The organism is Ruminococcus sp. (genome assembly GCF_017650195.1).
Lineage (GTDB): Bacteria > Bacillota > Clostridia > Oscillospirales > Ruminococcaceae > Ruminococcus.
The window spans coordinates 1-11,941 of sequence record NZ_JAGCFH010000083.1 but is presented as its reverse complement, the minus strand read 5'-3'; the positions used below and the strand labels follow the sequence as shown (position 1 = coordinate 11,941).

Annotated in this window: 13 protein-coding genes; 12 read left to right on the top strand and 1 reads right to left on the bottom strand. The window is 44.9% G+C overall.

Features of this window, described 5'->3' with window-relative positions:
* From J6U00_RS03395 to J6U00_RS03340, 12 genes are all read left to right on the top strand, one after another.
* Positions 1-2,014: transglutaminase-like domain-containing protein (locus tag J6U00_RS03395; RefSeq protein ID WP_296578867.1), on the top strand; the 2,014-nt coding region annotated here is incomplete at its 5' end.
* Positions 2,015-2,034: 20 nt separating this feature from the next.
* A complete protein-coding gene (locus J6U00_RS03390) occupies positions 2,035-3,297 on the top strand; it encodes a dockerin type I repeat-containing protein (RefSeq protein ID WP_296578864.1) in 1,263 nt (420 codons plus the stop codon).
* A 15-nt stretch (positions 3,298-3,312) separates the two neighbouring features.
* The gene (gene prmA, locus J6U00_RS03385; protein ID WP_296578862.1) at positions 3,313-4,278 is read left to right on the top strand and encodes a 50S ribosomal protein L11 methyltransferase; all 966 of its coding nucleotides are present in this window, start codon (positions 3,313-3,315) and stop codon (positions 4,276-4,278) included.
* A gap of 52 nt (positions 4,279-4,330) precedes the next feature.
* A complete protein-coding gene (locus tag J6U00_RS03380) occupies positions 4,331-5,530 on the top strand; it encodes a DUF6348 family protein (RefSeq protein ID WP_296578859.1) in 1,200 nt (399 codons plus the stop codon).
* A 175-nt stretch (positions 5,531-5,705) separates the two neighbouring features.
* Positions 5,706-6,017, top strand: a complete 312-nt coding sequence (rplU, locus tag J6U00_RS03375) for a 50S ribosomal protein L21 (RefSeq protein ID WP_296578856.1) — start codon at positions 5,706-5,708, stop codon at positions 6,015-6,017.
* Positions 6,018-6,019: 2 nt separating this feature from the next.
* A complete protein-coding gene (locus J6U00_RS03370; protein WP_296578853.1) occupies positions 6,020-6,331 on the top strand; it encodes a ribosomal-processing cysteine protease Prp in 312 nt (103 codons plus the stop codon).
* A gap of 2 nt (positions 6,332-6,333) precedes the next feature.
* Positions 6,334-6,618, top strand: coding sequence for a 50S ribosomal protein L27 (gene rpmA / locus J6U00_RS03365; RefSeq protein WP_019678572.1), 285 nt, complete (start codon positions 6,334-6,336; stop codon positions 6,616-6,618).
* 67 nt (positions 6,619-6,685) lie between these two features.
* The gene (gene obgE, locus J6U00_RS03360; protein ID WP_296578850.1) at positions 6,686-7,963 is read left to right on the top strand and encodes a GTPase ObgE; all 1,278 of its coding nucleotides are present in this window, start codon (positions 6,686-6,688) and stop codon (positions 7,961-7,963) included.
* Between the two features lies 1 nt (position 7,964).
* The gene (locus J6U00_RS03355) at positions 7,965-8,387 is read left to right on the top strand and encodes a ribonuclease III domain-containing protein (RefSeq protein WP_296578848.1); all 423 of its coding nucleotides are present in this window, start codon (positions 7,965-7,967) and stop codon (positions 8,385-8,387) included.
* A 4-nt stretch (positions 8,388-8,391) separates the two neighbouring features.
* Positions 8,392-9,126 carry a YebC/PmpR family DNA-binding transcriptional regulator gene (locus J6U00_RS03350; RefSeq protein WP_296578845.1) on the top strand — a complete coding sequence of 245 codons (735 nt, stop codon included), beginning with the start codon at positions 8,392-8,394 and terminating at the stop codon, positions 9,124-9,126.
* 66 nt (positions 9,127-9,192) lie between these two features.
* Positions 9,193-9,693, top strand: coding sequence for a GNAT family N-acetyltransferase (locus J6U00_RS03345; RefSeq protein WP_296578843.1), 501 nt, complete (start codon positions 9,193-9,195; stop codon positions 9,691-9,693).
* A gap of 176 nt (positions 9,694-9,869) precedes the next feature.
* Positions 9,870-10,358, top strand: a complete 489-nt coding sequence (locus J6U00_RS03340; RefSeq protein WP_365717957.1) for a manganese efflux pump MntP family protein — start codon at positions 9,870-9,872, stop codon at positions 10,356-10,358.
* 72 nt (positions 10,359-10,430) lie between these two features.
* Here the strand turns inward: J6U00_RS03340 and J6U00_RS03335 are convergent.
* On the bottom strand, positions 10,431-11,941 hold a 1,511-nt coding region (locus tag J6U00_RS03335; protein WP_296578838.1), incomplete at its 5' end, for a dockerin type I repeat-containing protein.

Genomic DNA, 11,941 nt, shown 5'->3' with positions numbered 1-11,941 from the left:
GTTTTTCCGGGCAGTGCTGGAAAAGGGCGAGGAGAAATATCCTATCACTTGGGGACTCTGGTTCCTAACCCCTCAGGATTCCCTTGATTACAGCAAATGGTATACGGCAGGACTGTTTATCCTGTTCGTTATGTTCATGAGCTCGGTAATATACTATTTTACAAGGGTGCGGTACAGGATATTCATGAACTTTCTGATCTTTATCATACCATTTGCCATATACGGCAAGGAATATGAAAAGATGCCTACTATATACATTGTCCTTCTTGCTGTAGGATATATACTACTTATGGTGTATTACCGCCAGCTCAGGGATGATGAAAAAACGCTGTTTGTAGACAGAAAAAGGGCGTGGAAGCCGATAGCGGTATACGCCGCAGCCTTTGCTGTGATATCAGCTCTTATACCTAAGCCTACTGTTGAAGCGGACAGATCGGTAATTGAAACGCTTATTAACGCGGACGCTCTGACTGACAGGCTGGACGCTATGATAAACGTTTTCCGAGACACTTCTTCGGCTGATCTGTTCCGTAGGAACGATTCACAGTACGCAGTCTATGAAGCGGTTGCAAGAGAAAATCTTAGAATAAAAACGGCCACCCGTTCAAAATATGATTTTGAGACAGACACCTGGACCTCAGAATATACTGATACGGTCATAGACGATGAGACCACAGAACCGCCTTCTGATACTTTCAATATTGGTTCACGAATGGGGCTTGCCGACGCATTTCTTAAGGCTGCCGAACTGGACAGCGATTTTGCCGAAAAGTACAGCCTTGGAACGTATGTCAAAACTGGTCTAACAGAGCCTGATGTCAGAAAAGTATCATTTTATATGATAAATTGGGATGCGAATATGGCTCCTGTACCGCAGTTTGCCATATCAATGCTGTACTGCTCCGGAAATGTTGGGGTCTACAGGCTTCATGGCGGAACAATAATGGGCATGGGCGGATTCAAGGTTGGAGATAAATTCACTTTTGACTACAGCGCTGACACCTTCTTCTTCAATCAGCGGAATAAGGCGTTTGTAGACCATCTTGCAGGCTACAATTATCGCAGGCTTCTTGATGATACTGAGGAAGTTTTAAGTGCCAATTATGACCAGTTCAAAGGTGACGAGGAATTGGAGCGTATGTATGATTATTTCAAGGCGGATTACGATTTCTACGACGATTACCTTGAAAAGCAGCTTGATTACGGCGGTAACGAGCGCATAAAGGCTCTTGCCGACGCTCTTACAGACGGTATAGATTCAGAGTACGATAAGGCTCTTATACTTGAATCCTACTTCTACAATAACGATTATGTATACGACCTTAATTACGAGAAGGGAAAGAAAGATAACGCTGAGACATTCCTTTTTGAGACAAAAACGGGCGTATGCTATCAGTATGCCACATCAATGGTTTTGCTTGCAAGAGCAGCCGGTATACCCGCAAGATTCTGCGAGGGGTATAATATGACCCGTCTGGAGGGAGGTCAGGTTTATTCTGATACTAATTATGCCGTTCTTGAAGCTGACGGTCACGGCTACCCGGAGCTATACATCAAGGGCTACGGCTGGGTAAGTTTTGAGCCTACTATAACAGATGCGATCATAGAAAAAAAGAATAAGACCGCTACGGATATGCTTTCAATGGCAGGCTTTATAATGCTTATCGGCTCCGCTTTGGTTTTCTTGTTTGCACTTGCCTATCCGTGGCTGTCACATAAATTCTTTCTGTTTAAGAACAGAAAGCGTATGCCAAAGGATACCGTAATGGCTGTTATCCACAGAATATGCAAGGTATATGATATAGACGAGGCAACTACCTCTCAGGAAGTGAGAGCTTTCGTACAGGAAAGCTCTGGCGCAGATATATCATATACGGCAGACCTTTTCGACAGATCGGTATACGGCGGTGAAAATGTCAATATCAATGAAAAAGAAAAAGCTCTGAATGAATACATAAGGGCGTATGAAGCATTCAGAGAATCTAGAAAAAGGAGACGCATAACGGACCGATAACCTTTGAATGGAGGTTGATTATGCGAAATGTAACAGAAAAAAGAATTAATGGTCTCCTGCTGATAATATTTGCAGTCATTGCTATATTTGCAGGAGCGTACAGCCCGTACACATCAGCGGCTGTCGAAGGCGACTTTCGTCTGTGGCGGCAGAATGACGAGCGGTGGGGCAATAATTCTATAGGTGGCTCGACCGTCCGACAGTCTGGATGCTATATTACATCGATAGCTATGGTAGTCGCGGCATCGGGCGCGAGAGACACAGAAAGCTTTGATCCAGGTGTTTTTTCCATGGAACTTAACGACATACACGCTTTCAATCAGTGGGGAGGACTTTCCTCATGGAGCTCTGTGACCAAGGTCGTAAGCGAAGTAAGCATTACCTCCTATAACCTTGAATTCAAGTCAAAGGACCAAAGCGGAAAGGCTGCCGAGATAAAGGCGCTGCTCGATTCAGGAAGTTACGTTATATGCAATGTCGGCGGACACTGGGTATACATTGATGGTGTAATAGGCGACGACGTTTATATGGCTGATCCTGCAAAGGACGAGATACTTATGTTTGAAGCCTACAGGAACGAGAGCATAACTATCTATCAGACCTTAAAGGGCAAAGAGCCATACAGCGGATTTACGCCTTTGTACGACACAGATAATAAGGGCAGTGACAGTGGAACTGTGATTTCCACTTCTGTTGTGACTTCAGGAACGTCTGCTACCACTACGGTAACTGCCGCTTCTTCGTCTGGGGCAAAAACAACAAAGACAACAACGGCTACCAAGACGACAACTGCTGTTTCAACTACAGCAAAGTCGGCGACAGTAACGACAGTTTCTACTACAGTAAAGGCTACTACCAAGGCTGCTCCTGCTGCATATAAGACAGGCGAGTATTATTGCACAGAGAGTACAGTAGCTGTTTATCCAGAGCCTGACGAAAATAGTAAGTCGGAAATAACTCTTGATAACGGTAATATTGTAAATGTGCTCAGTGTTAAGGAAGGCTTCGGAGAGGTAAGGATCGGCGGAAAGAAATTCTGGATAGAACTTAAGAACTTCGAACTTGCCGAGGAAAGAGAGCTTTCTGTGGGAGATATAAATTACGACGGCGTATCAGATGAGTATGACCTTGCAATAATCAATGAATACCTCAGCAGCCTCGGCAGACTGCCTGAGGGAGTCTCGGTGCTGACACGCAGTGAGACTTCTGCCGCTGATATAAACGGCGACGGAAATGTCGATAATACGGACGTGCTGATGTTCCTCATGCGCGTTTGCAGTTAAGGAGAAAAGTATTACATGGAATGGACAGAAGTCAATATCTACACTACTACCGAAGGCATTGAGCTGCTTTGCTCAAAGCTGGAGGATATCGGTATCAAGGGATTTTCTATAAAGGATTCCGAGGATTTCAAGGAGTTCCTTGAAAACAAGAACGGCCAGTGGGATTATATCGACGATGATCTTATGGGGCTTTCGGAATGTGAGACCTGTATAACGGTATATATACCCACAAACGGTCAGGGCGCGGAAATGCTAGTCGCTATAAAGTCCATGCTTTCAGAGCTGAAGACTTTAGACACGGATGGAGTTTACGGACGTCTCGAAGCGGAAATGACAAGTATCCGAGAGGAGGACTGGGCAAACAACTGGAAGCAGTACTTTAAGCCCTTTAAGGTAGGCGAAAAGCTGGTCATCAAGCCATCGTGGGAGGACTATGACAATTCCGACGGAAGGATAATCCTAGAGATAGATCCTGCTTCAAGTTTTGGTACCGGAAAGCATCATACAACAAGACTTTGTCTGGAAGTGCTTGAGAAATACTTGAATAAAGGTGACAAGCTGTTGGATATGGGCTGTGGCAGCGGTATACTCTCAATCGGTGCAATGCTGCTTGGTGCTGACAGCGCGGTGGCAGTGGATATCGAGGAAAACGCAGCGGTGACTGCAATGGAAAATGCAGTCAAGAATCATATCTCCCCCGAAAAATATAGGACTTATTTCGGAAATATTCTCACTGATGAGAAGCTTGCTGACGAGATCGATGGTAAGTACGACATTATTGCGGCAAATATTGTAGCCGATGTGCTTATTGCGATGAAGGACAGTTTCCGCCGCTATCTTAGAGACGGAGGGATACTGATAGTGTCAGGCATCATAGAGGAAAGAATGAATGAGGTCATAGATGCTCTCATATCGGCTGGTTTCAGAAAGCCGGAGCCAGAGATCCGCGAGGGCTGGGCGGCAGTCAAATTTACTGTTTAATATTATGCACAGCATATATTGATATAACAATTATATTTAAGGAGAATAGAACATGGGACTTTTTAAGAAGAAGAACAATCAGAAGGAAGAGATAGCCGAACAGGCTGCTGATCCGAGAGCGAATATCAAGAAAATGGTGCTTGAGGCGCTCAACGCAAAGCTCAACGGTACTCTCTATGACGACTGCGTGATAATGCCCAAAGGTTTCACAGTAGACGTGCAGATCGGTAGAGAGGAGATTGTAGACGATCTGAAGGTTCTTCAGGTAATATTCATCGTAAAGCATGACGACTTTGACGAGCCGCTCATCGATCCTGTTGACGCTCAAGGAAAGGATGACGCAGAGGCAGCTAATATGGCTGTTGAGATATTCCATGGTGGAGTATGGCACCCGCTAGATCAGTCGATAACCAAGACAAATCCTACCCACGTATCTGTTGATTACCTCAGACAGCACTACGATTTTGATATGTACTGTCAGTCTGTAGTAAGAATAGGCGTAAAGGACAAGCAGCCGACAATGCTCGTAAACTTCATTAGGAATGAGATACCGAAGTATATCGGTTCGAAGAAGTATTACTGGCTCAGGATATACCTTGCAAAGTACAAGGAGAAGAAGATCATAGAGGTACGTATTAACGGTTCTGTATGTGTGGAGCTACCGAAGTACTTTGAGGAGTACGTTGAAAAGGAGATGAAGGCGGATGAGTCTTTCGTATCCGAGAAGCAGTACGCTATTTTCGTACAGCGTGAGGACGACCAGTGTCCGTTCAAAAAGGAGCTCGTTACAAATGCTGCGAAAGAGACCATCAAGATGATGGAGGAGATCAAGAACCGCGACGAGTATATCGAAATGGCAAATAAGCTCGAGGAACTTGTTGAAGGTGACAAGAACCTTGCAGCTGAGATTAGGGTATTCATACCCGAGATATATGCAAAGCTTACCCTTGGATACAGAGAGGGAGACAGTCTCTTCCTTCTTGAAGGCGAGGGTGACGAGCAGCAGAGCATCGAGTTCAAAAAGACGCAGCTCCGCTCATACTTCTATCTTCAGCAGTCAGTTCTGGAGCGCCTCAGCGAAAAGCCGACTCAGGAGCAGGTGACACGCATCGTTACCAATAGCGTTGCGTTCAGAGAACTCAAAAAGGCTATAGATACTGCCAAGGAGAACGGCAAGGAGCTTAAGCCTGAGGAACTCTATGTTCCCGGCACCTCATATAAGATAGGTCACGAGGGCTACAGAGTCTGGTAAAAGCGAATATTCTTCCCCTGATTTCTCGGGGGAAGATTTTTTCGAAATATTGGAAAAAATGCTTGACAAAGGCTGAGGTTTGTGATAAAATATTATTGCCGCTTGTAAACAGGCTTTAAAGCTGTACCCTCAGCGCCTGTAACAGCGAGTTTATTGAAAAGGCAGGTGCCACAATATGTATGCAGTTATTGAAACCGGCGGAAAGCAGTATCAGGTAAACGAAGGAGATATCATCTTCATCGAAAAGCTCGCAGCTGAGGCTGATGAGACAGTTACTTTCGACAAGGTAGTAGCTCTCGGAGCAGATGATGGCCTTAAGATTGGTACACCTTATGTTGACGGTGCAGCAGTAAGCGCAAAGGTTATTAAGAACGGCAAGGCTAAGAAGATCACTGTTTTCACTTACAAGCCTAAGAAGGGTGAGAAGAAGAAGCAGGGCCACAGACAGCCTTACACTCAGGTAAAGATCGAAGCTATCAAGGCTTGATCATGATCCGCGCAGATTTTTATGAAAAACAGGGACTTCTGACAGGCTTTGAATTTAGCGGTCATTCAGGCTATGCCGAAGCAGGTGAGGACGTCGTTTGTGCGGCAGTCTCATCGGCAGTACAGCTTACTGTCAATATACTTGACAGTCTTGGCGTTACTACCGACATTAAGGTAGGGGAGAACGTAATTAGCTGTAAAGTTAAGGGCAATGATAAGGATGCGGCTGTGATACTTGAACAGCTGAGGCTGCATTTTGAAGCTATACTTGAGGAGTTTCCCAACACAATTAATATCACTATTTCGGAGGTGTAAGTATGTTAAAGATCAGTATGCAGTTCTTCGCTCATAAAAAGGGCGTTGGTTCTACAAAGAACGGTCGTGACTCTGAGGCTAAGAGACTTGGCGTAAAGAGAGCAGACGGACAGTTCGTTAAGGCAGGCAATATCCTCGTTCGTCAGAGAGGTACACATATCCATCCCGGCAACGGTGTAGGTATCGGTTCAGATGATACTTTATTCGCAACAGTAAGCGGTAAGGTTAAGTTTGAGCGTTACGGCCGTGACCGTAAGAAGGTTTCTGTTTACGAGATCGAGCAGTAACAGCCATAACGTGACAATAAATCCCGAGCATATGCTTGGGATTTTTCTTTAGAAACGGAGGTCAGGAATGTTCGTTGATCAGGCGAAAATAAAGATCAAGGCCGGCGACGGCGGTGACGGCGCGGTGTCCTTTCACCGTGAGAAGTATGTAGCGGCGGGCGGTCCCGACGGCGGTGACGGCGGACGCGGCGGAGATGTGGTTTTTCAGGTCGATGATAATTTCTCGACTCTTATCGACTTCAGATACAAAAGAAAGTATGTGGCAGAGCGCGGCGAAAACGGCAGCGGAAGAAACTGCACTGGCAAAAGTGCTCCGCCTCTTATAATAAAGGTGCCGAGAGGCACGGTTATCCGTGAAGCCAAAAGCGGAAGGATAATGGCTGATATGTCTTCCGATGAGCCGAAGGTCCTTGCAAAGGGCGGTCAGGGAGGAAAAGGCAATGTCAATTTCGCTACATCTACCCGTCAGATACCAAAGTTTGCAAAGCCGGGATATCCCGGAGAGGAGTTCGAGGTTACTCTGGAGTTGAAACTCCTTGCAGACGTTGGACTTGTAGGATATCCTAATGTTGGCAAATCAACACTTATATCGGTGGTCAGTGCGGCAAAGCCAAAGATAGCTAATTATCATTTTACAACTCTTACTCCAGTACTAGGCGTGGTGAGGGTAGACGATGAAAAGTCGTTCGTAATGGCAGATATCCCCGGACTTATCGAAGGCGCAGGGGACGGTGTTGGACTCGGACACGAGTTTCTCAGACATGTCGAGAGATGCCGCCTAATCGTTCATGTAGTCGATGTATCGGGCATTGAGGGACGTGATCCCTGCGAGGATTTCGAGGTAATCAATGCAGAGCTTGCAAAGTTCAACGAGGAACTTGCAGAGCGTCCTCAGATAGTAGCGGCTAATAAGTCTGATATGGCTACAGACGAACAGATAGAAAAGTTCAGAAAGTATATAGAGGATAAGGGCATACCGTTTTTCTGTATCTCAGCTGCAACAACTCAGGGAACCTCAGAGCTTATCGGCAAGGTAGCGGAGGTGCTTGATACCCTGCCGCCAATACGTGAATTTGAAGCTGAACCCATACCACAGGCTGAGCTGGATGAGATGCTGGGCGTGGACAAGAAGTTCGAGATTACAGTGGAGGACGGCGTTTATTATGTAGATGCGCCGTGGATACAGCCTATCATGCGTACTGTTGATCCAGATGATTATTCCTCATTGCAGTATTTCCAGCGTGTACTTATCAACAGTGGTATTATCGCGAAGCTTGAGGAAATGGGAGTGCAGGAGGGCGATACCGTAAGTCTTGAGGGCTTCGAGTTCGACTTTGTAAACTGATATGAGTACGGAAAAAATGACAGAGCGTGAGGCTAATTCATACAGTCCGCTCACCCTTGCTTTCCTCGGAGACAGCGTGTACGATACACTTGTGAGAGAGTATCTGCTGCGTCAGGCAAATATGCCTGTAGCAAAGCTCCATTCTGCAAAGATACAGATGGTATGTGCTGAGTTTCAGTCAAAGGCTTATAACCTTGTGGCGGAGGTGCTTACAGATCATGAGCTGGCTGTACTGAAAAGGGGTAGGAACGCTACGGGAAATACAGTTCCAAAGCACGCGGACGCTGCGGAATACCGCAGAGCCACAGCTCTGGAGTGCCTGTTCGGATATCTTTATCTCACAGGCTGCGGAGAGCGTATCCGCGAACTGTTTGAACTTATTATAAATTCAGATCTTAATAATAATGAACAGATAGGAGTGTAAAACTATGTCAGGTCATTCAAAATGGAATAATATCAAGCGTAAGAAAGAAGCTACCGACGCTGCAAAGGGCAAGATCTTCACAAAGATTGGACGTGAGATTACAGTTGTTGTAAAGGAAGGCGGTGCCGACCCAAATAATAACGCGAAACTTCGTGATCTTATTGCAAAGGCAAAGGCTAACAATGTGCCTAATGACAATATCGACCGTATAATCAAGAAGGCAGCCGGCGACGGTGACAAGAACAACTATGAGAATATCACATATGAGGGATATGGTCCTAACGGTGTAGCTGTTATCGTTGAGTGTCTCACCGACAACAGGAATAGAACAGCAGGCGAGGTTCGTCATTACTTCGACAAATTTGGTGGAAACCTCGGTACTATCGGCTGTGTATCTTTCATGTTCACGAACAAGGGTATCGTTATCCTTGAAAATACCGGTCTCGACGAGGACAAGGTTATGGAGGACGTATTCGAGTTCGGTGGCGAGGACTTCGATATCAATGAGGAAACTGTAGAGATCGAATGCGCTCCAGAGAGCGTTCATGCTCTCCGTGAGGGACTTACAGAAAAAGGCTACAACGTCATTTCTGCTGAGTCTGAGATGATACCCTCAACATATACGACGCTTACGGATGAGGATCACATCAAGAAGATGAATCTCCTCCTCGAGCATCTTGAGGAAAACGACGACGTTCAGAATGTTTATCATAACTGGGAAATGCCCGACGAAGAATAATAATGACAGAGAAATGAAGAATAGAGAGTATATCTTTATTCTTCATTTTTTATAAGGAGAAGATATATGTCTGTAACTATAAAGAAAGTTAACAGCGATACCGAGCTTAAGGCTGTGGCTGAGCTTGCCAGTATAATATGGCATGAATGCTTTATCGATATAATAAGCGAAGGACAGATAGATTATATGGTCGAAAAGTTTCAGTCATACAAGGCTATGACTAAGCAGATCATAGAGCAGGACTACAGCTATTTTGCTGTTCGCGAGGATGACGAACTATGTGGATATATCGGTGTAAAACCAGAAAAGGACGACCGCTTTTTTCTGAGCAAACTATATCTCAAAAGTGACAGGCGTGGCAGGGGGATAGCATCTCAGATGTTGAAAAAGGTATTTGAAGAGGCAAAAAACTGCGGAAAGGAAAAAGTATACCTAACGGTGAACAAGCATAATGAACATGCTATATCTGTTTATCTCAGGACTGGTTTCGAGATTGCAGACAAGGTTGTGACCGATATTGGAAACGGTTATGTAATGGACGATTATATCATGGAATACACCCTTTGAGTTAAACAGTACAAACTGTTATGTATTGACTAGAAAAATCATATAGTATATAATAAGCAAAGTTATCCTAATATTTTGAGAGGACTTTTTAGTTTATGTCAATTACAGAATTGCTTCTTATTTCAGTCGGGCTTGCAATGGATGCTTTTTCTGTGTCGGTCTGTAAGGGGCTGAGTATGAAAAAGCTCAACCTCAGGGGAGGTATTATTACAGCTTTGTTTTTCGGCTTTTTTCAAGGAATAATGCCTGTGATAGGATATTTTCTCGGAAGCCGCTTTGCAAACATCATAAGCTCCTTCAGTCATTGGGTATCCTTCGGACTTCTTGCCTCTATCGGAGGTAAGATGATATATGAAGCGCTGAAAGGCGACGATGACTCGGAAGAGGGAAAAGAGTACTGTCTTGATATAAATGAGCTTTTCCTGCTGGCTATAGCAACAAGCATAGACGCTCTTGCAGTAGGCATTGTATTTGCAGCGCAAAAAACAGAGCTTGTATTTTCTGTTACTATGATAGGTGTTATCACCTTTGCGCTTTCTCTTGCGGGAGTATTCATTGGTCACAGATTTGGAAGCAAGTATGAGAAGCAAGCTGAGACCGCAGGCGGCATAATTCTTATCTTCATCGGACTAAAGCTCCTGCTTGAAGGACTTGGCGTTATATAAAACAAAAAACCGAGGGCTTTTTGAATATACCCTCGGTCATTTTACGTTATACGGACTGCTTTGGCAGAATTTTTAATTTATAATAGGAAGCTCTATAGCAAGAGGAAGTTTATCTATCTTATTGAGAAGATATAACTGAATAGTTAGAGCATCATTTGTGGTAAGTCCTTTTATGGATGGATCAACGTCAGCGTTTATTCTGCCTTTCTCCGTGATATGATTTTCGGAGGTTCCACCGACATCGTACTTGTCAGGATTAGCGAGTGCCTGCATAATGAGTACAGCGTCGGCCATATCAAGATTGCCGTCACAGTTTGAGTCACCATAAGAGATATCGGTTTCTTCCTGAGCAGTCGATACTGTTGTAGTTACAGTTGTAGTAACAGAAGATGTTGTGCTTTCTGTTGTGGAGGTATCCTCAGTTGATGTACTTGAAGAAGTCGTTTCAGTAGTCGTAAACGTGGTGGTTGTAGAAGAATTGATAGTAGTTGTGGTTGTGGTAGAAGATACCGTAGAAGATGTGACAGTAGTTGTGGTCGTTGTGTCGTTTGGAGCAGATGTGGTAGTCTGCTCGTCGCCGCTGCTCTCTGTCCATACCGCGGAGAAAGATATTCCTGTGCCGGGGGTAGCGCCGGGGATAATATATTCATCACCGGGCTGGATAACTAGGTCGTCACGTTTCCATCCTGCGAAAGTATAGCCTTCCTTTACATAACTACATTCCGGAGCGATGATAGCAGTATCCGTGTAGCCCTGTACCTTTATATAGTCGGCAGAATTGCTTGTAGGTTTAAAATTGATTGTGTACTTTATAGGCTCCCATACAGGCGTCATAAGAACGTCCTCGGAGGGCATGGTGAACACAGCGATAGGAGCATAGTCCTTGTCGTCGTTCTCACAGTGCCAGCACTTTATCTTGAAGCCGTTTCTTGAGAAGCGGTCGTTATTCTGGAGGTCTGTGGAATCACCTTCGGGAATTTCAAATTCAAGTTCTTTAACGCCGTTTATTCTGTCAGCGTCTCCGACTGAATACTTAAGGATATACAACTTTTTGAGATTCGGAGTAAGTGTTATATCGTCGTTGTGTACGATAATGTATTCCTGACCTGCAAACTCGGTCGTGCCGTCTGTCCAACCACGCTGTTTGTAGCCATTGCGTGGGAAAGTATCGAGGGGAATCTGCACAAATCTGCCTGCTTGCTTTTTTACAGGTGGAACGAGCTTTTCTGCGTCAGTATCTATTTCACCGTTCCATTCAACTCTGAATGTAATCTTATGGAATACATCGTCCTCTTCGTCTACCCATACAGGGTGGAGAGTAACGTCGTGGTCCTTTATCCTAAAAACATCGCCCTTGACATAGCCCTTGATATCATCTTCGGTCCAGCCTGAGAAGATATATCCTTCTTTTTCGAGGTCAGCATTAGGTATTAATACGGAGCTGTTTCCCTTCTTGGTAATATCCGTTATTTCGGGAATATTGTTGTTTTTATCCGGAGCGACCGATACGCCCTCCTCGCTGAGGTCAAAATGAACTGTGTATGTCGTTTCTTCCGTGGTGTCAGCTCCGATTAATGCGCCTG